21 protein-coding genes are annotated in these 21,787 nt (G+C 70.6%); 9 read left to right on the top strand and 12 right to left on the bottom strand.

Annotated elements, in window-relative coordinates; genetic code table 11:
- Positions 1–156 precede the first annotated feature (156 nt).
- Positions 157–1,164 (top strand): chemotaxis protein CheB, encoded by a 1,008-nt coding sequence (locus tag Ade02nite_RS14675; RefSeq protein ID WP_203762346.1) that lies wholly within the window; start codon positions 157–159, stop codon positions 1,162–1,164.
- Here Ade02nite_RS14675 and Ade02nite_RS14670 read toward each other — a convergent pair.
- A complete protein-coding gene (locus Ade02nite_RS14670) occupies positions 1,140–3,422 on the bottom strand; it encodes a hypothetical protein (protein ID WP_203762344.1) in 2,283 nt (760 codons plus the stop codon). The two genes, Ade02nite_RS14675 and Ade02nite_RS14670, sit on opposite strands and share 25 nt — an antisense overlap.
- Positions 3,423–3,495: 73 nt before the next feature.
- A complete protein-coding gene (locus tag Ade02nite_RS14665; RefSeq protein WP_203762342.1) occupies positions 3,496–4,350 on the bottom strand; it encodes an aldo/keto reductase in 855 nt (284 codons plus the stop codon).
- Between the two features lie 195 nt (positions 4,351–4,545).
- On the opposite strand from Ade02nite_RS14665, the gene Ade02nite_RS14660 reads away from it, so the two are divergent.
- Entirely contained in the window at positions 4,546–5,244 is a 699-nt protein-coding gene (locus Ade02nite_RS14660) for an L-type lectin-domain containing protein (protein WP_203762340.1), read from the top strand.
- A gap of 1 nt (position 5,245) precedes the next feature.
- On the opposite strand, the gene Ade02nite_RS14655 is transcribed toward Ade02nite_RS14660, so the two are convergent.
- A complete protein-coding gene (locus Ade02nite_RS14655) occupies positions 5,246–6,085 on the bottom strand; it encodes a helix-turn-helix domain-containing protein (RefSeq protein WP_203762338.1) in 840 nt (279 codons plus the stop codon).
- A 129-nt stretch (positions 6,086–6,214) separates the two neighbouring features.
- Here Ade02nite_RS14655 and Ade02nite_RS14650 point away from each other — a divergent pair, with 129 nt between their 5' ends.
- The 3 genes from Ade02nite_RS14650 to Ade02nite_RS14640 all read left to right on the top strand — a co-directional run bounded on the left by Ade02nite_RS14650 (position 6,215) and on the right by Ade02nite_RS14640 (position 9,751).
- Positions 6,215–7,054: an SDR family oxidoreductase gene (locus Ade02nite_RS14650; protein ID WP_203762336.1), complete on the top strand. Its 840-nt coding sequence runs from the start codon at positions 6,215–6,217 to the stop codon at positions 7,052–7,054.
- 155 nt (positions 7,055–7,209) lie between these two features.
- Entirely contained in the window at positions 7,210–8,784 is a 1,575-nt protein-coding gene (locus Ade02nite_RS14645) for a carboxylesterase/lipase family protein (RefSeq protein ID WP_203762334.1), read from the top strand.
- Between the two features lie 217 nt (positions 8,785–9,001).
- Positions 9,002–9,751: an NAD-dependent epimerase/dehydratase family protein gene (locus Ade02nite_RS14640; RefSeq protein ID WP_203762332.1), complete on the top strand. Its 750-nt coding sequence runs from the start codon at positions 9,002–9,004 to the stop codon at positions 9,749–9,751.
- Positions 9,752–9,753: 2 nt separating this feature from the next.
- On the opposite strand, the gene Ade02nite_RS14635 is transcribed toward Ade02nite_RS14640, so the two are convergent.
- The 4 genes from Ade02nite_RS14635 to Ade02nite_RS14620 are packed head-to-tail and all read right to left on the bottom strand — an operon-like array spanning position 9,754 to position 14,178.
- Positions 9,754–10,680: a pectate lyase family protein gene (locus Ade02nite_RS14635; RefSeq protein WP_203762329.1), complete on the bottom strand. Its 927-nt coding sequence runs from the start codon at positions 10,678–10,680 to the stop codon at positions 9,754–9,756.
- Positions 10,680–11,627 (bottom strand): pectate lyase family protein, encoded by a 948-nt coding sequence (locus tag Ade02nite_RS14630; protein WP_203762327.1) that lies wholly within the window; start codon positions 11,625–11,627, stop codon positions 10,680–10,682. The genes Ade02nite_RS14635 and Ade02nite_RS14630 overlap by 1 nt, the downstream gene beginning before the upstream one ends.
- 5 nt (positions 11,628–11,632) lie before the next feature.
- Positions 11,633–12,634, bottom strand: a complete 1,002-nt coding sequence (locus Ade02nite_RS14625) for a pectate lyase family protein (RefSeq protein WP_203762325.1) — start codon at positions 12,632–12,634, stop codon at positions 11,633–11,635.
- Entirely contained in the window at positions 12,631–14,178 is a 1,548-nt protein-coding gene (locus Ade02nite_RS14620) for a pectate lyase family protein (RefSeq protein WP_203762323.1), read from the bottom strand. Before Ade02nite_RS14620 ends, Ade02nite_RS14625 begins: the two co-directional genes overlap by 4 nt.
- A gap of 262 nt (positions 14,179–14,440) precedes the next feature.
- On the opposite strand from Ade02nite_RS14620, the gene Ade02nite_RS14615 reads away from it, so the two are divergent.
- A complete protein-coding gene (locus Ade02nite_RS14615) occupies positions 14,441–14,848 on the top strand; it encodes a DUF6188 family protein (protein WP_203762321.1) in 408 nt (135 codons plus the stop codon).
- 93 nt (positions 14,849–14,941) lie between these two features.
- Positions 14,942–15,187, top strand: a complete 246-nt coding sequence (locus Ade02nite_RS14610; protein ID WP_203762319.1) for a hypothetical protein — start codon at positions 14,942–14,944, stop codon at positions 15,185–15,187.
- 320 nt (positions 15,188–15,507) lie between these two features.
- Here the strand turns inward: Ade02nite_RS14610 and Ade02nite_RS14605 are convergent, their stop codons facing one another.
- The 4 genes from Ade02nite_RS14605 to Ade02nite_RS14590 all read right to left on the bottom strand — a co-directional run bounded on the left by Ade02nite_RS14605 (position 15,508) and on the right by Ade02nite_RS14590 (position 18,715).
- Positions 15,508–16,773, bottom strand: coding sequence for an alpha/beta hydrolase (locus Ade02nite_RS14605; protein WP_203762317.1), 1,266 nt, complete (start codon positions 16,771–16,773; stop codon positions 15,508–15,510).
- The gene (locus Ade02nite_RS50280; protein ID WP_203762315.1) at positions 16,761–17,069 is read right to left on the bottom strand and encodes a DUF6313 family protein; all 309 of its coding nucleotides are present in this window, start codon (positions 17,067–17,069) and stop codon (positions 16,761–16,763) included. The genes Ade02nite_RS14605 and Ade02nite_RS50280 overlap by 13 nt, the downstream gene beginning before the upstream one ends.
- A gap of 4 nt (positions 17,070–17,073) precedes the next feature.
- A complete protein-coding gene (locus Ade02nite_RS50275) occupies positions 17,074–17,478 on the bottom strand; it encodes a DUF6313 family protein (RefSeq protein WP_203762313.1) in 405 nt (134 codons plus the stop codon).
- Positions 17,479–17,674: 196 nt separating this feature from the next.
- On the bottom strand, positions 17,675–18,715 hold the full coding sequence (locus Ade02nite_RS14590; protein ID WP_203762311.1) for a hypothetical protein: 1,041 nt from the start codon (positions 18,713–18,715) through the stop codon (positions 17,675–17,677).
- Positions 18,716–19,047: 332 nt separating this feature from the next.
- Here Ade02nite_RS14590 and Ade02nite_RS14585 point away from each other — a divergent pair, with 332 nt between their 5' ends.
- Together Ade02nite_RS14585 and Ade02nite_RS14580 are read left to right on the top strand one after the other, a co-directional pair.
- Entirely contained in the window at positions 19,048–20,133 is a 1,086-nt protein-coding gene (locus Ade02nite_RS14585; RefSeq protein ID WP_203762309.1) for a serine hydrolase domain-containing protein, read from the top strand.
- An 85-nt stretch (positions 20,134–20,218) separates the two neighbouring features.
- Positions 20,219–20,752: an HdeD family acid-resistance protein gene (locus Ade02nite_RS14580; RefSeq protein WP_203762307.1), complete on the top strand. Its 534-nt coding sequence runs from the start codon at positions 20,219–20,221 to the stop codon at positions 20,750–20,752.
- Here Ade02nite_RS14580 and Ade02nite_RS14575 read toward each other — a convergent pair.
- On the bottom strand, positions 20,730–21,647 hold the full coding sequence (locus tag Ade02nite_RS14575) for a helix-turn-helix transcriptional regulator (RefSeq protein ID WP_239168753.1): 918 nt from the start codon (positions 21,645–21,647) through the stop codon (positions 20,730–20,732). The genes Ade02nite_RS14580 and Ade02nite_RS14575 overlap by 23 nt on opposite strands.
- Between the last annotated feature and the right edge of the window lie 140 nt (positions 21,648–21,787).

Here is a 21,787-nt window from a genome sequence, read left to right as displayed (position 1 = left end):
ACGCGATCGCCTGAAAGCTCGCCGCCCACGCGGTCCTACAAGCCAGCCGCACTCCACGCGGTCGCCTACTAGCTCGCCGCACTCGCGTGGTCGCGTGAAAGGCGGACCGATGGCCCCGAACGTTAGAGGGCGCCCCTTCCGGGGAAGCCCGACACCATGACGTCAGAGACGCCGTGCCGCGACCTCGTTGTGGTGGGTGGCTCCGCCGGCAGCCACGCCGCCTTGGCGAGGATGCTTCCGCTGCTGCCGGCCGACCTGCCCGCCGCCGTGCTGGTGGTGCTGCATCTCGCCCCGGAGCTGCCCAGCATGCTGGCCCGCGTCCTGGGCCGCGACTGCGCGCTGCCGGTCGTTCCCGCCGCCGACGGGCTGCCGATCGAGGCCGGCCGGGTGTACGTGGGTGTGCCGAACCGGCATCTGGTGGTCGACCAGGGCGACCTGATCGCCCTGCGCAACGGACCGCGGGAGAACCGGGTGCGCCCGGCCGTGGACGCGTTGTTCCGTTCCGCCGCCCGGTGGGCCGGGCCGCGGGTCATCGGCGTGGTGCTCTCCGGTGGCCTGGACGACGGCGCGGCGGGGCTGGCGGCGATCGCCGAGCAGGGTGGCGTCGCGCTCGTGCAGGATCCGCAGGACGCCCGCTTCGCCGGCATGCCCAGCGCCGCGCTCGCCGCCGTGCCGGCCGCGGAGGCGGCGCCGGCGACCGGGCTCGCGAAACTGGTCGCCTCGCACGCCGGCCGGCCGGTGGCGCCGTGGGACGCCCCCGACGATTCGTTGATCTGGGAGACAGACATGATGAAAGACGGCCGGTCCGCCATCGCGCAGCCCGGGACGCCGGTGGGCCTCGGCTGCCCCGAGTGCGGCGGCGGCATGCGGGAGGTCCGCAACGGCCAGGCCATCCACTACGTGTGTCACGTCGGCCATTCGTGGTCGCCGCAGTCCTTCCTCGCCGCCAGCGACGAGGGCATCGAGGAGGCGCTCTGGACGGCGATCAGCGCCATGCAGGAGAAGGCCGCCGTGCTCGGCGAGCTGGCCACCAGGGCCGACGAGGCCGGCGACGCGGAGACCGGCCGGGCACACCGTGAGCAGGCGGAACGGGTGGCCCGGTCGGCCGAGGTGATCCGAGGGCACATCGACGGGAAAAGTCAGGCAGCGGGCACCAGCTCGTAGACGGTCGCCGCCCCGTCGCGGTAGCGGACGGTGGCGACCCGCTCCAGGGCGGGCGAGATCGCTCCGGCGCGGCTGTCGGCGAAGAGCCACCTCACCCCGTACACCTCACGGAGTTTTTTAATGTCGGCAGCGTCGCCCTGGGCGAAGGCGCGCTGGTTGAGCGCGAAGACCGCGGGGTCGGGGGCGGGCTGGAAGTAGTACGCGAGGCCGTTCACCCCGTGCGCGGCCACCGCGGCGTCCGAGTATGCCCAGCTCTCGATGAGGGTGCGGCGCCCACCGAGGGCCGCGACCCAGAACGCGCGGGAGTTGCACTTCACGGCGTCCAGCGGCACGCAGTGCACGTTCGTGGCGACCAGGTCGTCCCGGCCGGCGTGCTCGTCGAGCCAGAGCGCGGCGCGCATCTCCGCGGCGGTGACGGCCGTTGCCGGGCGCACCGCCGGTTTCGGCGATTGCAGATTGGTGATCGTGTTGTTGATGCCGGTGGCGAGGCCCGCGCCGATCACGACGGCCATCAGCGCGGTGGGCAGCGCCACGAGGGCGCGCCGGCGCCAGATCACGAACGCGACGCCGGCCACCAGCACGACCAGCCCGGCGGTGATCAGGAACGGCACGGCCAGCGCCAGGCCCCAGCTCGTGAAGGTGTTGACGGCGGGCCGATGGGTCGTCTGGGGGGCCACGACGGCCCATAGCGCGCCGGCGGCCGCGGCGGCGATCGCGGCCTTGTGGAAACGATCCGGGACCGCGCAGACGGTCAGCACCGCCGCGAACGGGATGACGCCGAGGTAGAAGTAGCCCTGGCTGCCGGACGGATGCCAGAAGAGCCACAATGCGGCCGTGCCGCCGATCACGATCCCGCCGACCATCCACCACGCGATGTCGCGCCCGGGAAGGGGCACGACCAGGCCGAGAAGCCGGGGCGCCTGGGCCAGGACCCACCAGGCCAGCAGGAAGAAGATGAAGAGCTTGCCGGTCGCGCCGGCCTCCGCGACGCCGTGCGGCCAGAAACCGCCGAGCGTGATGCCGTCCTGGTCGCCGAGCGTGACCACGTACGGATCGACGGAGCGCAGCGTGGCCAGCGGCTGCAACCCGAGGGTGCCGGCACCTCCTCCGGCGAAGAGCTTCAGGCCCGCCACGATGCCGAAGGCGATCGTGGCGAGCAGGCCGGCAGCCGTCCACGGCATCGCGCGCCGGCGCAGCAGCAGCACCAGCCCGGCGAGCCCCACCCCGGCGAACAGCGGGGGCAGGACGCTGGACTTCGAGCCGGCGCAGACGACGGCGAGCACCGGCAGCACAGCCCACATGCGGCCCAGCTTGCGGCCCCGCAGCGCCTCGAGGCAGACGAGCGCGAACAGACCGATCAGCGGCACCGCGTACGTCTGGGAGGGACTGATGAACGACACCGGCGAACCGCCGCCGACCGGCGAGAGCGGACCGTTGAAGGTGATCGCCCGGCCGGCGAAGGCGGCCGCGGCCGCGACCGGGCCGGTCCACCAGCGGCCGCTGATCGTGCGGGCCAGCGCGGCGAAGACGAAGACGGCGACGCCCACGATCGGCAGCAGCCAGAGTCGCAAGTAGACGGTGACCGGCGAGATGCCGGTGAGCATGCTGGCCGAGGCGATGTCGGCGTCGGAGAGGTAGTGGTAGCGCAGCGTCTCGCCGTACACCTGAGGCACCTGGAACGGCATCGCGCGCATCATCTCGTGCACCAGCGCGAGGTGGTAGTAGACGTCCTGGTAGAGCTGGAACGTCACGGGCGGCAGGGGCGTGGCGCGGAAGGTGATCGCTCCCCAGAGCGCGACCAGCGACAGCACCACGGCCATCCCCCACGACCAGGCGAGCGGCAGCGGGCTGGGCTCGCTGATCCGCCAGTGGCGCCGCAACCGCGGCACCGCCACGAAGAGCAGGAGGACCGCGCCGATCCAAGCCGGCAGCAGCAGCTCCACCCCGGTCGCGGCGGCCAGCGCCCAGCCGGCGAGCTGCACGAGCAGGCCGGCCGCCGCGCCGAGGCCCAGGTCCTCGGGCCAGTTGCCGCGGCTGCCGTAGAGCGCGCGCAGCACCAGCGTGCCCGGGAGCACCACCGCCACGGCGAAGTAGAGGGCGTAGACGGCGATCTGACCGGCCGGGGTGTCGTATCGCAGCAACACCCCGGCGGCGACGACGGCGGGAACCAGCCACGGCAGGGCGCGCCACAGCGGGCGGCCACGCCGCTCCTCCGCCCTCGGGCTCGCGACGGGCGGTTGGTCGAGCAACGTGGTCATGCGGTTACACCTGGGGGGTCTCGTCCTGTGCGCCGGCTGTGCGCCGACGGGGAAGCGTAACCTCCCGCCCGGCTCAGCTCGTCAGGGCCTTGTACTCCTCATCGGTGAGCTGGATCTCCGCCGACGCACAGTTCTCCTCGAGGTGGGCCACCGAGGAGGTGCCCGGGATCGGCACCATCACCGGCGAGCGGCGCAGCAGCCACGCCAGCGCCAGCTGACCCGTCGTCGTGCCCGGGTGGCCCTTGGCGACCGCGTCGAGCGGCCCGCCCGGACGGGCCAGCGCGCCCGCGTCCACCGGCGCCCACGGGATGAACGCGATGCCCTGCTGCTCGCAGTAGTCCAGCAGGTCCTCGGCGCGGCGGTCGCCCAGGTTGTAGCGGTTCTGCACCGAGGCGACGGGCACGCCGGCCGCCTGTGCCTGTTTGACGTCGTCGACCGTCACCTCGGACAGGCCGATCTGCTTGGCGAGGCCCTGGTCGAGGAACTCGCGCAGCGTGGCGAACTGCTCCTCGCGCGGCGTGCGCGGGTCGATGCGGTGCAGCTGCCAGAGGTCGATCTGCTCGACGCCGAGGCGCCGCAGCGACATCTGGATGCACTGCCGCAGGTATTCCGGCCGGCCCACCGCCGCCCACGCGCCCGGGCCGCTGCGGGTGAACCCGCCCTTGGTGGCGATGACCACGTCGCCGTATCCCGTCCCGTCGTGCAGCGCCTCGCGGATCAGGTTCTCCGAGACCTCCGGGCCGTACGAGTCGGCGGTGTCGATGAAGGTGACGCCCAGCTCCACCGACCGGCGCAGGACCCGGACCGCCTCGTCGTGGTCGGCGGGCGGCCCCCAGATGCCCGGCCCGGTGATCCGCATCGCCCCGTAGCCCAGGCGGTGGACGGACTTGCCGCCGAGCTCGATCGTGCCGCTTCCAACGACGCTCATTTCGTTGCCTCCGCATGTGTCGATACCTCACACACTATGCCGCGCGAGAGGCAGGCCGCCGTACGTCAAATGACGGGCGAACGAAGCCGATCGCCCGCCGGGCACCGCGCTGAACGTGCACGATTCCCCGTACGAAATGCCCAATATTGACCTAGGTTTTACCCGGCCAATTCCGCGCATTTGGAGGACGGAAAAATGTCCCGATCTGTCATTCGCAAGGTGGTAACGGGCGGTCTGCTGGCAGCGGCCGTCGCCGCGGCGCCGCAACCGGCCGCCGCCGCCTCCGAGTTCCCCTTCGCCGACGTCAGCCTCAACGGCACGGCGGGCCTCGCCACCGCCAGCGAGTCGGCCTATCCGGTGCTGCGCCTGACCGGCGGCGGCTACCGGCAGGCCGGCTCCGCATGGTCCAACCAGCAGGTCGACGTCACCTCGTCGTTCAGCTCGCAGTTCCGCGTCCACCTGCACGAGGGCACGCGCGGCGCCGACGGCGTCGCCTTCGTGCTCCAGTCGGAGGGCCCGCGCGCGCTCGGCGGCTGGGGCGGCGGCCTCGGCTACCGCGGCATCCGGCACAGCGTCGCGGTCGAGCTGGACGACTTCCGCAACCCGGGCGACCCGTCCGCCGACCACGCCGCGATCGTGCTGCGGGGCAACCCCGACTACCACCTCGCGGCCGCCACCACGGCGTCACCGCTCTTCGGCCAGCCGGTCGACGTCGGCGTCGCCTACGACGCCGCGGCCCGGCGGCTCACGGTGTCGGTCAACGGGCAGCACCTGCTGGCCGAGACCGTCGACCTGGCCGCCGAGCTCGGCTCGACCGGCGCCTGGGCCGGATTCACCGGCGCGACCGGAAGCACGAAGTCGACGCAGGACATCCTGTCCTGGTCGGTCTCCTGACTCAGCGCTGTCCCGGATCGCCGACGTACGGCTCCGACGGCACCGCCAGGAGGGCGAGCGCGTCGGCGTCCGGGCTGCCCGGCTCGGCGTGGTAGACGACCAGCTGGAGGCCGTCGCCACCGATCACGGCCAGCTTCTCGCGCCGCAGCCGCATCTCGCCGACGCGCGGGTGGCGGATGACCCCGGTGTCGCTGCCGCCCCGGTGGATGTCGTGCCGGGCCCACAGCTTGCGGAACCGCTCGCTCTTGAGCGACAGCTCGCCGATCAGCGACTGGAGGCGCGGATCGTCGGTGTCGGCGCCCATCTCGGCGCGCAGCTGCGCCACCACGTTGCCGATGTTGTCGTCCAGATCCGGGTGGTAGAGGCGGGCCACCGGGTCGGTGAAGAGCACCACCAGCCGGTTCGTGCCCGGCCGCATCAGCGGCGACAGCTCCACCGCCAGCGCGTTGGCCGCCAGCACGTCCCGATAGCGGTTCACCACGAACGCGGGCACGTTGAGCGTGCCGAGCAGCATCGCGATCCCGTCCGGCACCCGCTCCGCCGGTGCCTGCCTGCGGCGCCGGATCTTGGGACGGGCCAGTTCCGAGAGGTACGCGGCGCCCTCCGCGTCCAGCCGCAGCACCCGCGCCAGCGCCTCCACGACCTGGGCCGACGGCGTACGGTCGCGGCCCTGCTCCAGGCGCAGGTAGTACTCCGCGCTGATGCCGGCCAGCATGGCGACCTCCTCGCGGCGCAGCCCCGGCACCCGGCGCAGTCCCCCGCCCGGCAGGCCCACCTCGCCCGGCGTCACCAGCTCGCGGCGCGCCCTCAGGAAAGCGCCCAGTGCGTTGCTCGTACCCATGGCCTTCACGGTACGAGGCCCGCCGCCCAGCTGCCTGTCCCCGCCACTACCAGGAACAACTCTGTCTGGAACGCCGTCGCTCGCCGCCGCAGAGTCGTAGTCGTCAACCGCGAACGAAGGGAAACGACGATGACATCGCGGACGTGGTTCATCACCGGCGTCAACAGCGGCTTCGGCCGCCGAATGACCGAGCAGCTGCTGGAGCGCGGCGACCGGGTCGCCGGCACGGTGCGCAAGGACGGCTCGGTCGACGACCTGCGGCACAAGCACGGCGACCGGTTCTGGGTCGCGAACCTCGACGTCACCGACCTGCCGGCCGTGCGCGCCACGGTCGACCGGGCCTTCGCCGAGCTGGGCCGCGTCGACGTCGTCGTCAACAACGCCGGGTACGGCCTCTTCGGCGCCGCCGAGGAGCTGACCGACGAGCAGGTGATCGCGCAGCTCAACACCAACCTGCTCGGCTCGATCGCGGTGGTCCGCGCGGCCCTGCCCCACCTGCGCGCCCAGGGCGGCGGCCGGATCATCCAGATCTCCACGTACGGCGGGCAGGCGACGAACCCGGGCGCGTCGCTCTACCACGCGGGCAAGTGGGGCATCGAGGGTTTCATCGAGGGCACGGCCAAGGACGTGGCCCCGTTCGGCATCGAGGCGACGATCGTCGAGCCGGGCGGCGCCCGCACCGAGTTCCGCTTCGACAGCCTGCAGCTCGCCACGCCCGTGTCGGCCTACGACAACACGCCCGCGGCCATGGTGCGCGGCGCGAAGGACCGCAGCCGTCCCCCGCTGGGCGACCCGGCGAAGATGGCCGCGCGCATCATCGAGAGCGCCGACCAGAGCCCCGCGCCGCTGCGGCTGGTGCTGGGCTCCGACGCGTACAGGTTCGTGACGACCGCCCTGCGCGAGCGCCTCGCCCAGATCGAGCCGCAGGAGGCCCTGGCCGCCTCCACCGACTGGACCGGCGAGCAGTGAGCTCTTCGCCGGGCCGCTCTCGTCCCTCGTCAGCGGCCGGCTGCTGACGGTCGCCGGCGGAGCGCTCGCATCAACCGATCAGTGGAGGGCCGGATCAACCGCTCGATCATCGGACGGTTGATCCGGCGGGGCCGGCCGGTGGCGAGGCTTGTCGCATGCGAGGAAAGATCCTGATTGTCGTGATCGCCGCGGTGGCGCTGTTCGCCGGTGGTGCGCCGGCGCCCGCGCCGGCTCGGGGTGGCGCCGAGATCGTGCGGACGGACGCCGGGCTGCTGCGCGGGACGGTCCACGACGGGTATCGCACCTTCGAGGGGGTGCCCTACGCCGCGCCGCCGACCGGTGAGCGCCGGTGGCGGGCACCGCAGCCGGTCGCGCGCTGGCGGGGTGTGCGCAGCGCGGAGGCGCCGGGTGCGGCGTGCAAGCAGAACGGGCTGGGCTTCGGGCAGCCGACCAGCGGCGACGAGGACTGCCTCTATGTCGGCGTCACGACGCCGCTCGACGGGCGCGGCCACCACCCGGTTTTGGTGTTCCTGCCCGGCGGCGGCTTCCAGACCGGGTCGGGCAGCCTCTACGACCCGCACCGGCTCGCCGTGCAGGGCGGCGTGGTCGTGGTGACCGTCAACTACCGGCTCGGCGTCTTCGGCTACCTGGGCCTGCCGGGGCTGGCCGGCTCGGGCACCTTCGGGCTCCAGGACCAGCAGGCCGCGCTGCGCTGGGTGCGCCGCAACGCCGCGGCCTTCGGCGGCGATCCCGGCACCGTCACGCTGGCCGGGCAGTCGGCGGGCGGCATGAGCGTGTGCGCCCAGCTGACCTCGCCGGCCACGGCCGGGCTGTTCCAGCGGGCGATCATCCAGTCCGGGTCCTGCCTGACCGACTGGCCCGCCGAGCTCTTCCTGCCGAACGTCGCTGCGGGCTCGCAGTGGGCGAGCGTCGCCGAGGTTCGCCGCGAGGGCACGAGGCTCGCGGAGAGGCTCGGGTGCCGGGGTGACGCGCCGGCGTGCCTGCGGTCGCAGCCGGCCGAGACGCTGCTGCGGGAGACCGAGGGCACCGGCCTGAAGGCGTTCGTCGATCCAGCGTACGGCACGCCGGTGCTGCCGAGGAAGCCGGCGGACGCGCTGCGCGCCGGGGCGTTCCACCGCGTGCCGGTGCTCTCCGGCGGCAACCTCGATGAGCACCGCGCCTTCGTCGCCGCCCTCGACCTGGCCGGACCGGTCACCGCCGAGCGGTACACGGCGGTGCTGCGGGCCGCGTTCGGCGGCGACGCGGATCGGGTGCTGGCCGAGTATCCCGTCGCGGCGTACCCCTCGCCCGGTCTGGCCTGGGCGGCCGTGGCCACCGACCGGATCTGGGCGTGCCCCACGCTGGCCGGCAACCGGCTCCTCGCCCGGCACAACCCGACCTACGCGTACGAGTTCGCCGAGCGCGACGGCCCGAACCCGGGTCTCGGCTACCCGTGGGGCGCGTACCACGGTGCCGAGTTGCCGTACCTGTTCGACGTCACCTACCTGCCGGATACCGCGCCACCGGCGCTCGCCGGCGAGATGGTCGGTGCCTGGGCGCTGTTCGCCGCCACCGGCCGCGCGGGGTGGCCCCGCTTCGGCGCCGGCGCCGCGATCCCGTACACGCGGATCTTGGCAACCGGTGCCTCCGGCGGGGCCGACGTCGCCGCCGAGCACCACTGCGGGCTGTGGTCCCGGATCAGCGCACCTGAACGGTCCTCGACGTCGTGACCGTGGCCGGCGAGACGGCGCCCGGTGCAGGGCCGGCGGCCGCGTCCCGCCCGACCCGGGTGAAGCCGTCCGCCGGGATCTCACCGGCTCCGGGCGCGCCGACCGACGCGGAAGCAACCGAAGCCGGCGGCCCCATGAAGCTGTGCGCCGCTCGGGGCGGAGCGCGATTCGTGATCGGCCCGGTTTCGCCGGCCTGCGCGGCGGGAACCGCGACACCATGGCGCGGATCCTGCTGACCGGGGCCTCCGGGTCCATCGGCACCATGCTGCGCGAGCGCCTGCCCGGGCTGCGCCCCACGGACCTGCACCCGAGCGACGGCGTCGAGCAGCTCGACGTGACCGACGCGGACGCCGTGCGCGCGGCCTGCCGGGGCGCCGCGGCCGTGGTGCACCTGGGCGGCATCGCGAGCGAGGGCCCCTTCGAGGACGTGCTCGCCGTGAACGTGCGCGGCACCGAGCGCGTCCTGCAGGCCGCCCACGAGAACGGCGTCCCCCGCGTCGTCCTGGCGTCGAGCAACCACGCGGCCGGGCTGCACCCGCACGCCGACGGCCTGCCGGACGACGTGCCCGCGCGTCCCGACTCGTACTACGGCTGGAGCAAGGCCGCCATGGAGTCGCTCGGCCGGCTCTACCACGACCGGTACGGCCTGCACGTGGTCTGCCTGCGGATCGGCTCCTGCAAGGACCGGCCCGAGCACCCGCGCGACCTGGCGTCGTGGCTCTCCCCCGGCGACGCCGCCCGGCTGGTCCGGGCCGCGCTCACCGCCACCGGCTTCCACATCGTCTGGGGCGTCTCGGCCAACACCCGCCGCTGGTGGTCCACCGCGGGCGGTGACGCCATCGGCTACGCGCCCGAGGACGACGCCGAGGCGTGGGCCGGCGAGGTCGGCGAACCCGACCCGGCCGACCCGGTCAACCGGCTGGTGGGCGGCCCGATGGCCACGAAGCCACTGGGCCGCCCGGACTGATCTCAGAGCTTGCCGGCGCCCGCTCCGGCCTGGACCAGCGACGGCACGGAGGCCGGCGGGTCCAGGGTGTAGCTGTAGTAGGTGCGCGGCTCGATGACGGCGCCGCCCGCCTCGCAGGCGCCGGACGCGGTGAACACGTTGCCGCGCTGGACGAGGCGGCCCGGCCCGCTGTCGGCGTAACCGCCGGTGGAGAAGCACGGGTACGGGACGCCGGCGAACGCGTTGCCCTCGACGAGGACGCCGGCGTTCATGGTGGACGCGACCCCGTAGAGCTCGTTGCCGTCGAAGTAGTTGTTGTAGACGTGCACCGGGTCGGCGAAGCGCACCCGGGGATGCCGCTGCCGGGAGCCGTCGAACCAGTTGTGGTGGATGCTGACCCGCAGGTGGCCGATGTCGGTGGAGGCGGCGCCGTCGGAGTGGCCGATGAGCATGCTCTTGTCGGTGCCGGCGAAGTGGTTCCACGAGACGGTCACGTAGTCGGCGCCGCGCACGATGTCGACCGAGCCGTCCACCGGGCGGGCGAAGGTGTTGTGGTCGATCCAGATGTGGTGCGACTGCTGGCCCACGTTGATCGCGTCGTCCTCCGCGTCCACGAAGGTCAGGTTGCGCACGATCACGTTGGACGAGCGGTAGAAGTCGAAGCCGCCACCGGAGATCGTCGCCGAGGTGCCGAGCCCGACGATCGTCTTGTTCGGCCGGACGCCCTGCTTGCTGGTGATCGCGATGGTGCCGCTGACCTGGATGATCATCGGGCCGACCGTGTCGATGGCGTCGAGCAGCTCGCCGGTGGTGTCCACGGTGACGGTCGGGCCGCCCACCCCGCCCGTGGTCGTGCCGTTGACCGAGGCGAACCCGTCGGGCGCGGCCGCGACCGCCGGGGCCGCGGCGGCCAGCCCCGACGCCATCAGGAGGGCGAGGACCGCGTGCATCACAGCCTCCCCACTCCGGCGCCGGCGGTCACCAGCGAGGGCACCGACGACGCCGGGTCCAGCTGGTACGAGTAGTAGCCGGCCGGCTCGGCGACCGTGCCACCCGCCTCGCACGGGCCGGAGTTGACGAAGACGTTGGCCCGCTGGACGAGCCGCCCCGGGTTGCTCTCGGCGTAGCCGCCGGTCGAGTGGCACGGGTGGGCGACGTTCTCGAAATAATTGCCCTCGGCCACCACGCCCGCGTTCTCGGTGGACGCGATGCCATAGAGCCCGGCGTTGCGGTAGTAGTTGTTGTAGACGTGCACGGGCTCGCCGAAACGCACTCGCGGATGCCGCTGATGGGAGCCGTCGAAATAGTTGTGGTGATAGGTGACCTTCAGATAGCCGACGTCGGCCGTGAACGTGTCGGAATGGCCGAGCAGCATCGTCTTGTCGGTGCCGCGGAAACGGTTCCACGACACGGTGACGAAGGTCGACTTGCGTTTGATGTCGAGCGACCCGTCGTACGCGGGCAGGAACTCGTTGTGGTCGATCCAGACGTGGTGTGCGCCGTTCGTGACGCTGATCGAGTCGTCGGGCGCGCCGCTGAACGTGATGTTCCGGATGATCACGTTGTTGCCCGGCCGGGTGGTCGTGCCGAGTTGCAGCCCGCCGCCGGTGATCTCGGCGGTCGGCCCGGCACCGAGGATGCTCTTGTTCGCCACCACGGTGACCATGCCGCCCACGCTCACCCGGCCCGAGACCATGATCGTGTACGGCGTGTTCGCGCCGGCGTATCGCGCGAGGTCCGCGCCGGTGGTGACGGTGACCGTCGGCCCGGCCGCGCCGCCGGTCGTCCCGCCGCTCACCGAGGCGAACCCGTCGGGCGTGCCGGCCGCCGCTTGCACGGGCACGCTCGCCGGGCTGAGGAGCAGCAGAGCCGTGACGCCTGCTGGCAGGAGGAGCATGCGGATCACACCTTTCCCACGCCGGCGCCGGCCGGCACGACGGTGGGCACGGAGGCCGCGCTGTCCACCGCGTACGGATAGAAGGTCCTCGGATCGGTGACCGTGCCACGCACCTCGATCGCGTGGTTGCACTCCACCAGGATGTTGTCGCGCTGCACCATGCGGCCCAGCGGCCCGCTGAAGTCGACCCGGCCCGGGTTGTTGACGCTGAAGAAGTAGTTGCCCTCCACGAACAGGCCCGCGTCGTTGGTCGAGGCGATCCCGTAGCTGTTGTCGCGGAAGTAGTTGTTGTAGACGTGCACGAGCGGCGCGAACCGCACCCGCGGGTGCCGCTGGTCGGAGCCGTCGAAATAGTTGTGGTGGTACGTGGTCCGCAGCCGCCCGGCGTCCTGGGCCGCGTTGTCGTCGTCGTGCCCGAGCAGCAGCGTCTTGTCGTGGTCGTGGAACCTGTTCCAGGACACGGTCACCAGGTCGGAGCCGCGCTTGATGTCGACCGCGCCGTCGTCGCCGTCCGACAGGTCGTTGTGGTCGATCCAGATGTGGTGCGTGAACATCTGCACGTTGATCAGGTCGTCCGACGCGCCGGAGAGCCGCAGATTTCGGATGATCACGTTGTGCACGGCGTTGGACGGCGGGCTGGTCACGTCGTCGTCGACCGGCAGGCCGATGGTGAGGCCGCCGCCGGTCAGCGCCGCCGTCGAGCCCAGCCCGACGATCGTCTTGTGCGAGGCGACCGGGTGCATGCCGTCGCTCGTCCCGGTGGGCAGCGCGATCGTGCCGGAGACCTGCACGACGTACGGCCCGGGGCGGTTGATGTAGTCGAGGAAGGCCGCCGGGCTGGACACGGTCACGACCGGGCCGCCCGCGCCGCCGGTGGTGGTGCTGAGGCCGTATCCGGGCACCGTCGCGAACCCGTCCGGTCCCGCCGCGGCCGCGTGCGCCTCGCGGGGCAGGCTCGCCGCGACCGCGGCCGCGCCGGTGGCCGCCAGCAGCGTCCGCCGCCTCATCGGAGCACTCCCGCGCCCGCGGTGACGATGGCCTTCACCTGGCTCGGGTCGTCCAGGGTGTACGAGTAGTACGCCGACGGCTCCTGCACGGTGCCGCTGCAGTCCGGGGCGCCCGACTCGCCGGCGAACACGTTGTCGCGCGCGACGCAGCGGCCGGCCGGACCGGCGTACGTGTTGGTGACTGGCTCCTCGACGTTGTCGAAGTAGTTGCCCTCGACCAGGCACCCGGCGTTGTTCTGGCAGGCCACGCCCGTGTCGGTGTTGTGGAAGTAGTAGTTGTTGTAGACGTGCACCGGCTCGCCGAAGCGCACGCGGGGGTTGCGCTGCGGCGTCGCGTCGAACCAGTTGTGGTGGTAGGTGACCTTCAGCCGGCCGGTGTCCTGGGCGCCGTTGTCGTCGTCGTGGCCCAGCAGCATGTTCTTGGTGTGGTGGTGGGTGTGGTTCCACGACACGGTCACCAGCGACGAGCCGCGCTTGATGTCGATCAGGCCGTCGTAGCCCTGCGCGAGGTCGTTGTGGTCGATCCACACGTGGTGGCTGAACATCTGCACGTTGATGGAGTCGTCGGAGGCGCCGCGGAACGTCAGGTTCTGGATGATGACGTTGTGCACGGCGTTCGCCGGTGGCGTGGTGACATCCGAGACCGGCAGGCCGATGTTCAGGCCGCCGCCCGTGATGCCCGCGGTCGAGCCGACCCCGACGATCGACTTGTCGCTGGTGACGTCGTACATCCCGGCCGGCAGCGTGATCATGCCGCTGACGCAGACGGTGAGCGGGCCGCTGGTGGCGATGGCGCTCAGCAGCTCGGCGGCGGTGTCCACGGCGACGGCCGGCCCGCCCGCCCCGCCGGTGGTGCCCTGCGCGAAACCGGTCGGTGTGCCCGTGACCCGGCACGTTCCCGCGGGTGGCGGCGTGGTCGGGGTCGGCTCGGTGCCGGGCCCGGAGGCGTCCACCACGACGTCGTCGAACGAGGCGCTGGCGTACGAGGCCACCAGCCCGATCCGCCCCGATCCGTAAGCGGAGTCCGTGGCCCGCACGACTGCGACCCCGTCGATCGACCCGGTCAGGCCGGACCCCTGCACGGTCAGCGCGAGCGTGCGCCAGACACCGGACCCGGCCGCGTACGTCGCCAGCACCGTGGCCGTGCCACCGGCCACCCGTTGCAGCTGGACCGCGCCGCCACCGGTGATCACCAGCGCGTAGTAGTCACTGGACGACCGCACCCGCGCGGCGACGCCGACCGTGCGGTTCGTCGCGCCGAACGCGATCGGCTTCACCCGGGCGCTGACCGTGTAGTCGGCCCAGGTGGTGGCGCCGGCCAGCACCCGGGCGTTGGCGCTGGTGCTGGTCTGCCGGAACGCGGGCGTGCCGTCGGTGACCACCGACCAGGACCCGCCGGAGCGGCTCCACCCGTTCGCGTTCCCGTCGTCGAAATTGTCATTGAAGAGCGTCTCCGCGTACGCCGGGCCACTGAGGACCGCGCTCAGCACGACGGCCGAGGCTGCCACCACCGAGGACAGGGAGATCCATCGAATTTTGGGCATGCTGATTCCTTGCGCTTCCTGGTCGCGATCGAATTCCCGATGAAATGACGCCGGCGCGCTCAATCTTTAACTGAAGATAAAGAGCTAAATCGCTCAGCGTCAATGGAATCCATTTGCAGGAATGTTGCAGAGATCCTTTCCGGCACCCGTCCGCCCGCCCCACCGGCCCGCGGATCCCGGCCCAAGTTTTAAGGCCCCCTTATGAAACTTGGCGCTACGGTCCTGCCGTCACGGTCCCGACGACCCCCCGAACGAGGTACGCATGTCGCCGCTCATCCCCCTGGCCGGCCAGCACCTGGACTACGTGCGCCTGGGCGACGCCCTCGTCCTCAGCTTCTCCCGCGGCAGCCAGATCCTGATCGAGACCGCCGCCCACCTGACCACCCCGGCCGGCCGCACCAGCGTCACCCCGGCCGCCCACGACGAGGACGCCCTGGCCCCCTTCCTCGGCGACGCCGTCCAGACCGCCCACACCGACAAATCGGGCGCCCTGACGGTCACCTTCGCCGCCGGCTCCGCCCTGGAGGTCCGCCCCGACCCGGACGTGGAGTCGTGGGCCTTCACCAACCCCGACGGCCCGCTGATCGTCTGCCTCCCGGGCGGCGAGCTGGCGGTCTGGGCCAACGCCGGCGCGGGGGTGACTACAGCAGACCTTCGAGCCGCTCCTTGAGGAAGGCGTCCTTGTCGAGGATCTTGTACAGGTCCTCGCAGAGATAACGCAGCTCGTCGAGTGTCGTCGCCGACCTGAGCAGCTCGAGGAGCGGTGCAGCCGGTCGAGCGCGAAACCGAGAAGCGCGATGTGCGACTCCAGCGAAATGGGCGCGTAGCGATCGTCGTCCTTCTCGAAGTCGTTGAATCCGTGGAACGTCAGCGCGATGCAGTGGTACTTGCTCTCCGCCATGTAGGCGCGAAAATCGTTGGCGTCGAGTCCCAGATCGGGCAGGAAGACCACCAGATCGGCGGAGTCTCGCTTGGTCTCCAGGTAGTGGAGGGTGCGCCCTACCACTAGCTCGTCGACCGCGTTGTCGGCGAACTCGCTCGCCGACGCGGGAATGATGATCTGGCGGCGTATCGTCCCGTTCTGCTGACGGCGTTTGATCGACCATCGATAGACGACCGCCGTCGATCCGCATGCGACGACAGCGGTAAGGACGACCGAGACAACAGCGGAGTTCAGATCTCCGAAGTTCTCCAGCGCCTCGAGGAACTCCGCGGAGTACAGGTTGGTGACGATGCCGAGCAGACCGCCGACGGCGCCGGACACGATAGCCCACCAGGGAGGGATCCGTGATCGCGCCGGCCTGCCCTGCGCCTCCGTCCCTGATCTGGTCATCGCAGAAGGAGGTCAAGCTGGCGGCGGAGGAAACTGGGGTCGAGCAGCTGGAAATGGCCCGAGGCCGCCCAGCGGAAGTTCTCCCGTCCCAGGCCACACTCCCCAGCGCGATCCTGCAAGCCTTCCAGCAGCTCCTTCTGGCCGAGCGAGAAGATGACATAGATGTCGCTGGCCAGCTTGCCGAGCTTGGTCATGGATTTGATGAAGAGATCTGTTCCTGGATCGCTCCTCCAGAAGCTGCTGATTTCGCTCGCGTGCCGCTGAATCTGGGCGATGTCCTTCTGGGCGGTCTTGACGACGTATTCGCAGCGGTAGACCAGGTCGTCGATGCCCTCGGCCGCGTTCAGAACCTCGAGCAGCTGTTCCAGGGGTTGCTCGCGGTTCATGCCGGCCATCCGCGTCGAGATCGTCGTGGTCTTCGCGTTCACATTGGGGTCCAGCAGCAGGACTCGATGGAAGTCCAGGCCCAGGAGCACGTCGCCGGCCAGATCCGAGAGCATCAGGATGATGTCCGCCCCGACCGAGAACCCGACCAGCGACAAACGCTTGCCGGGATGCTTGGTCTGCAGCTCCTTGAGGGCCAGGGCGAAGAGCCGGGCATGTGATTTCAGCGAGATCGGCGAATAGTCCTCGTCGTCCTTCTCGTCGACGTTGAACCCGTACAACGTCAGGGCGACGGCGTGGTACTTCGTCTCCGCCAGGTAGGTACGGAAGTCGGACGCGTCCAGGCCGAGGCCGTGCAACAGGATGACGAGGTCCTCGGAATCCCTTCGGGCCTCGAGGTAGTGCAGCAGCGCGCCGTCCTTCTTCTTATTGCCCGGATCGATCGCGTGCAAGGTGTCCGGCGTTATCTGAAGAGCCCCCTCGACAACACCGGTGAGCTGCTTGCGCCGCAGGAGGCCACCGTAGAGAGCCAGGCTCGCTACGCCGCTGCCGATCGCCGCCGCGATCAGGGCCGCAACACTGCTGTAGGGCAGAAGCAGCAGTCCGACGAGGGCGCCGACGACTGGGCCTGCCATCCCGGCGTTGAAGGCGAACCGGCCCGGAAGCTGCGGCCCGCCCAGCGACTGCTCCTCGACCCCGCTGGCCAGGCCGTCGCGGAGTCTGGCCTTCTTGACCTCGTCGGCAATCATCTTGGCCCGGTTGTCCAGCTCGCCGGTGGGTTCGTCCGGCAGCGCCCGGCCGAGGAGATCGCGAGTCAGTCTTCGGAAACTTCCGGAGGGGCCCGAGTGCCGTTCCGACATCATGTCTACCGCCTCCACCAATGTAGCCAGGCCCTTCGCGAAGGGGGTCTCCGATCGCCCGGGCAGAGGGGACAGCGGTCGCGCAACCTCTCGTCCTCCAGGAGTCTGACGGCCGCGGTGACGGCCTGGTGCACGGCTCGGCTGCGCGACGCGTTCACATCGACGGCATCGGTGTTCAGGACACGGGCCACGATGTCCTCCCAGTGCTTCTCCGCCAGGTCCCAGTGCTCCTCGCCGTGCTGTTTGACGAACCTGTCGACGAAGTCGGCGCTGACGTTGAAGCTGTTGCAGAGATGATCTAGTCGGGGAATCAAGCGATCAACCATCGTCGTCCTCGGCGAAGGCACTGTTGATGTCGGTTCTGCGCCGGGCGCCGATCGATGCGGTGATCACGTATCCGGCCACGGCGCCGGCGATTCCTGGTGCGACGATCCAGCCCGCCAAGGACAATATCCAGGCGAGCTGGGGGACGGATGTGTCGGCAGGCGACGTGATGGCGAGAGCGACGTCATAGGAACGCCGCCAGCCGTTGAGAGTGCCGTTCAGCACAAACAAGATCCCGAAGCCGACGAGCATCGGCAGCCCCTGGAACAGCAGCCAGAAATGCAGGGAGGGATGCCGATGGCGGGATTTCCACCACCGGCGGACGCGTTCCCTTGGTCGCTCCGGTCGCGGCGGGCGCGGATCGACGTCTTCGAATGATTGCCCCGGCGGCGCCGCCATGAATTCACGCTACCGCACGGCTTCCAGCCCGCTTTTCTCGATCAATTCCGCGCCGGTGTGGACGATCTCTTGTCGTCCCGACAAGCGCGTCCGCGAGTGGCCTGCAATGAACCTTTGGGAGGACGCATTCCGGCTATCAGCGGAGCTTAGGCATGGTTCGCGGCATGCGAGCGGTTGAGCGAATGGCGCTACACGGCTACAGGTGATCTCGCCGGAACGTATCGAAATCGGGCCCGGCGGCAACGGTGCCGATGCAGTGCCCGTCGGAGACGGTGCCGACCTCGATCGGTGACGAGTCGCCGGGCAGGTAGACCCGGATGGAGGCGCCCGGGGTCAGGAGGTCACCGGTCGGCTCCAGGCTCACGAACAAACCGGGCGCCCGGAGGGATCCGACCACAGCGTTGATCACGTCCTTGCGCACCGCCGGATTCCATTGATAAAGCACGAAGCTACAGGTCACCACGTTGATCTGATGCTCGTGAACGAAGCGGGCGACCGCTTCGGCGTCGAGAAGATCCAGGTTCTCGGTGTGCAGCGCGGCGCCCTTCACCGCTTCCTGCTCGAAGGCCCAGACGAGCTCGGCGTAACGGTCGTCATAGTAGGCGGACGGCCCGTAACACTGCCGGAACCAATCGACCTCCTTGGGGGATGTCCGATCGAGCCCCCAACGCTGCTCGTAGTCGACCTCCACGAATGAGGGCTTCCAGCTCTCCCAGGTCAGATCAGGGGAGAATCGCTCGAAGCTCGCGCGGTCATTGAGCTGACGCGGAAGAAGGCCGGCGCCGGTGCCAAGATCGGCAAGGCGCACGCGTATCCCATGACGATGCGCGAAATGGGAGACGATGATCTGTGGAACGAGGAACCGCCGAGCGCCGGAAAAGGAATTCTGCTTGGTGAGGACGATATCGAGGATTTCGTCTTCACCAGCCTCGGCCGCTGCGGTCAGCAACTTCACCCTTTGTGACATGTCGAGGCTCTCGTCGAGGACCGGCGAATCACGCCAATCGCCGATCACGCCTTTCAATGCGATACAGAGAAGTGAGACATAGTGAGACGCAGTCGCGTTCGGACGGCTCTCGTGGTGCACGGCGGTAACGTGCGTCAGGATGCCCCTGCCGGCCGCCTCTTCGTCCACGAAAGCCGTTTGGAGAACCCCGTAGAAAGTCTGCCACCCCTGTTTGTGCGGATGGCTCCGAAGCACTTCCAGCACCGTGCGAACCTCGGCGGATGTGGCCATTGAGCTCCGCTACCAACCCTTCCCATTCGGGGCAATTCGCGTGACTGCGTGCGGACTTTAACAGTACCGTCCACCGGCGTCAAAGAGGCACGAAAGCCGTTACACAACCGAAAGAACCAGGGCAGATAACGGTCCTAGCGGACTTCCAGCGTAGTCCGGGCATACAAGATTCACCCTAAGGTGGTCGCCCCTGGATTTGTCGCTCGGCGATGCCGGGTCTCGTCCCGCGGTAGTGCCTGCTGTACCCGAAGACGGCAGCTGACGGGATCGATCACTCCTCACCGCTCCGCCAGGCTGGAATCGTTCTCGATCGATTCGGCTGGGGAGTTCTCATGGGTCGGAAAGTGTCTCTCGTCGCCGGTGCGCTGGTGGCTCTCACCGCTGTGGCGTCGCTGGCCGGGCCGGCGGCCGCCGGTGACCGGGTGCAGCATCGGCTTGACGCGCTGGTCAGTCAGGATGGTTTTCCGGGGGCGCTCGCCTCCGTGCGGAGCAACGGGAAGGTCCGCGACTATGCGGCCGGCGCGCGCGTGCCGCTGGACGGGCGGGTGCGGATCGGCAGCAACACCAAGACCTTCACCGCCGTTGTGGTGCTGCAGCTGGTCGGTGAGGGCAAGGTCGCGCTGGATCAGACCGTCGCGCACTACCTGCCGGGGGTGGTCGAGGACCGCCGGATCACCGTGCGGCAGCTGCTTCAGCAGACCAGCGGGCTGCCCGACTACGACGACGTGCTCTTCACCGAGCCGCAGGACCTGGTCGGCCTCAGTCACTCCTACTACGACCCTCGGCGGCTCGTCGACGCGGCTCTCACCCGGCCCGCGGGCACGCCGGGGGCGAAGTGGGAGTACAGCAACACCAACTACATCCTGGCGGGGCTGATCGTCGAGCGGGTCACCGCGCGGCCCGTCGGGGAGGAGATCACGCGGCGGATCATCGAGCCGCTGCGGCTGCGCGACACCTACTGGCCGCAGCAGGGTGAGCAGGACATCGCCGGGCGGCACCCGCGGGGATATGTCGCTGTCGCGCCGGGGGCGCCGTGGGTGGACGTCACTCGGATGGATCCGTCGTTCGGGTGGGCGGCGGGGCAGCTGATCTCGACGCCGAGCGACCTGCGGACGTTCCTCGAGGCGCTCGTCCAGGGCCGGCTGCTCGCGCCGGCGCAGCAGGCCGCCATGCTGAAGACCGTTCCCTCGCCCGATTTCGAGCCGACCGACGGCTGGGAGTACGGGCTCGGCATCGCCCGCCACGCGCTGCCCTGCGGCGGCTTCGCCTGGGGGCACGGCGGCGACATCCAGGGCTTCGAGACGCGCAACCTGGTGACCGGCGACGGCCGCAGCGCCGTGGTCGCCGTGACCGCGCTGCCGACCACGCTGGAGATGACGGCGCACGTGTCCGAGGCCGTGGACGCGGCCCTCTGCTGAGGCGGGACTACGAGGTTCAGTGATTCGAGCGGGGCGACTCCGTTCCTACGGTGGGGACAACCCAACGAAAGTGAACGGAGTCGCCATGTCTCTCTCCACGTCCCTGCTCTGGCGCGGAGTCCTCGCCGTCATCCTCGGCATCGTCTCCGTGGCGTGGCCGGACATCACGATCGGGGCCTTCGCCGTCCTGTTCGCGGTCTACGCGTTCGTCTCCGGCGTGCTGGAGATCGCGCGCGCGTTCAGCAGCGACAAGGCCGGGCCGGTGTTCGGGTGGCTGCTGCTGGCGCTGCTGTCGATCGCGGCCGGTGTCGTGGCGCTGGCCTGGCCGGGCATCACCGCGCTGGTGCTGACCATCTGGATCGGCGCGTGGGCGCTCGCCACCGGCATCCTCGAGGTGGCGCTCACCTTCCGACAGGGGCAGAGCGCCGGCGAGCGGGCGGCCTGGATCCTCGGCGGCCTCGTCTCGATCGCGCTGGGCGTCGTGCTCTTCATCCGGCCGGACATCGGCGCGGTGTCGCTGGCCGAGGTATTCGGCCTGTTCAGCCTCTTCTACGGCATCCTGGCGATCGTCCAGTCCATCCGCGCGCGCCGGGTGATCAAGGCGTTCCAGCCGGCGTGAGAAGGACGCGGACCAGCTGCGTGCGGGACCGGACGCCCAGCTTCCGGTAGACCTTCGCCAGGTGGTACTGCACCGTGTTCTGGCTGAGGAACAACTGCTCGGCCACCTCGCGGTTGGAGTGTCCCTCGGCGACGAGCCGGGCGACCTCAGCCTCCTGGGCGGTCAGGCCGTCGCGCTCCCCCACCGTCTCGGCCGTGGCGCCCAGTTCCACGGCGGCCCGGCGGGCGAAGGCGACGGCATTCATCGACGCGAACATGTCGCCGGCGGTCCGCAGGTGGTCGCGGGCGTCGCGGCGGCGGCGCCGGCGGCGCAGCCACTCGCCGTAGAGGAGATGGGCGCGGGCGAGCGACACGTGCCGGAGCTCGTCGAGGGCCTGGCGGTAAAGGTCGTCCACATCACCGTACGAGAGCAGCGCGCGGCACAGCGGCGACAGCACGCCGACGTCGACGCCCCGGGCCGCCGTCGGCACGGCACCGGGGTGGCTGCTCCGGGTCGCCGCCTCGAGCAGGTCGGGAACGATCTGCTCGCGCAGCGGCGGCGGCCCGCAACGGCGCACCGCCAGCGCGTGCCCGAGCGCCGCGTCGTAGCGGCCCAGCCCCAGTTCGAGGATCGTGAGCGCGTGGTGGGCGGCGGTGCGGGACTCCGGTGAGCCGTCACGCAGCAGACCGGTGGCCAGCGAGCGCGTCTCGCCCTCCCACCCGCGCCAAGCCGAGACGAGCGCGTCACGCCCAGCCGAGACGAGCGCGTCACGCCCAGCCGAGACGGGCGGGTCTCCGTCCAGGCCGGCAGGGTCGGGCAGCGTCCGCAGGCGATGCGCGACGAAGTCGAGCACCGAGGCCCGCGACGACGACGTCGAGGCCAGCAGGCCGAGCAGCACGCGGTCGAGTTCGTCCATGCCGTCGATCGTGAGTGCGGCGCGGCGCGGCGCCCTACGTAAGATGACGGCCCGGCGCGGCGGGAAGCGCCGGCTGCCCCCGGGTGCACGATGCCGCCCGCGCGGCCCGTGCGCCCGGGGATCGGCAATAGCGTTCCCCC

The sequence above is a fragment of the Paractinoplanes deccanensis genome (assembly GCF_016862115.1).
In the GTDB taxonomy this organism is placed as follows: Bacteria; Actinomycetota; Actinomycetes; order Mycobacteriales; family Micromonosporaceae; genus Actinoplanes; species Actinoplanes deccanensis.
The sequence above is the reverse complement of the archived record's forward strand: the minus strand, read 5'-3'. Positions and strand labels throughout refer to the sequence as shown.

Coding starts and splice junctions, on each gene's coding strand:
- Ade02nite_RS14675 (WP_203762346.1), top strand. CDS start 157: ATGACGTCAGAGACGCCGTGCCGCGACCTCGTTGTGGTGGGTGGCTCC.
- Ade02nite_RS14670 (WP_203762344.1), bottom strand. CDS start 3,422: ATGACCACGTTGCTCGACCAACCGCCCGTCGCGAGCCCGAGGGCGGAG.
- Ade02nite_RS14665 (WP_203762342.1), bottom strand. CDS start 4,350: ATGAGCGTCGTTGGAAGCGGCACGATCGAGCTCGGCGGCAAGTCCGTC.
- Ade02nite_RS14660 (WP_203762340.1), top strand. CDS start 4,546: ATGTCCCGATCTGTCATTCGCAAGGTGGTAACGGGCGGTCTGCTGGCA.
- Ade02nite_RS14655 (WP_203762338.1), bottom strand. CDS start 6,085: ATGGGTACGAGCAACGCACTGGGCGCTTTCCTGAGGGCGCGCCGCGAG.
- Ade02nite_RS14650 (WP_203762336.1), top strand. CDS start 6,215: ATGACATCGCGGACGTGGTTCATCACCGGCGTCAACAGCGGCTTCGGC.
- Ade02nite_RS14645 (WP_203762334.1), top strand. CDS start 7,210: ATGCGAGGAAAGATCCTGATTGTCGTGATCGCCGCGGTGGCGCTGTTC.
- Ade02nite_RS14640 (WP_203762332.1), top strand. CDS start 9,002: ATGGCGCGGATCCTGCTGACCGGGGCCTCCGGGTCCATCGGCACCATG.
- Ade02nite_RS14635 (WP_203762329.1), bottom strand. CDS start 10,680: ATGCACGCGGTCCTCGCCCTCCTGATGGCGTCGGGGCTGGCCGCCGCG.
- Ade02nite_RS14630 (WP_203762327.1), bottom strand. CDS start 11,627: ATGCTCCTCCTGCCAGCAGGCGTCACGGCTCTGCTGCTCCTCAGCCCG.
- Ade02nite_RS14625 (WP_203762325.1), bottom strand. CDS start 12,634: ATGAGGCGGCGGACGCTGCTGGCGGCCACCGGCGCGGCCGCGGTCGCG.
- Ade02nite_RS14620 (WP_203762323.1), bottom strand. CDS start 14,178: ATGCCCAAAATTCGATGGATCTCCCTGTCCTCGGTGGTGGCAGCCTCG.
- Ade02nite_RS14615 (WP_203762321.1), top strand. CDS start 14,441: ATGTCGCCGCTCATCCCCCTGGCCGGCCAGCACCTGGACTACGTGCGC.
- Ade02nite_RS50275 (WP_203762313.1), bottom strand. CDS start 17,478: ATGGCGGCGCCGCCGGGGCAATCATTCGAAGACGTCGATCCGCGCCCG.
- Ade02nite_RS14590 (WP_203762311.1), bottom strand. CDS start 18,715: ATGGCCACATCCGCCGAGGTTCGCACGGTGCTGGAAGTGCTTCGGAGC.
- Ade02nite_RS14585 (WP_203762309.1), top strand. CDS start 19,048: ATGGGTCGGAAAGTGTCTCTCGTCGCCGGTGCGCTGGTGGCTCTCACC.
- Ade02nite_RS14580 (WP_203762307.1), top strand. CDS start 20,219: ATGTCTCTCTCCACGTCCCTGCTCTGGCGCGGAGTCCTCGCCGTCATC.
- Ade02nite_RS14575 (WP_239168753.1), bottom strand. CDS start 21,647: ATGGACGAACTCGACCGCGTGCTGCTCGGCCTGCTGGCCTCGACGTCG.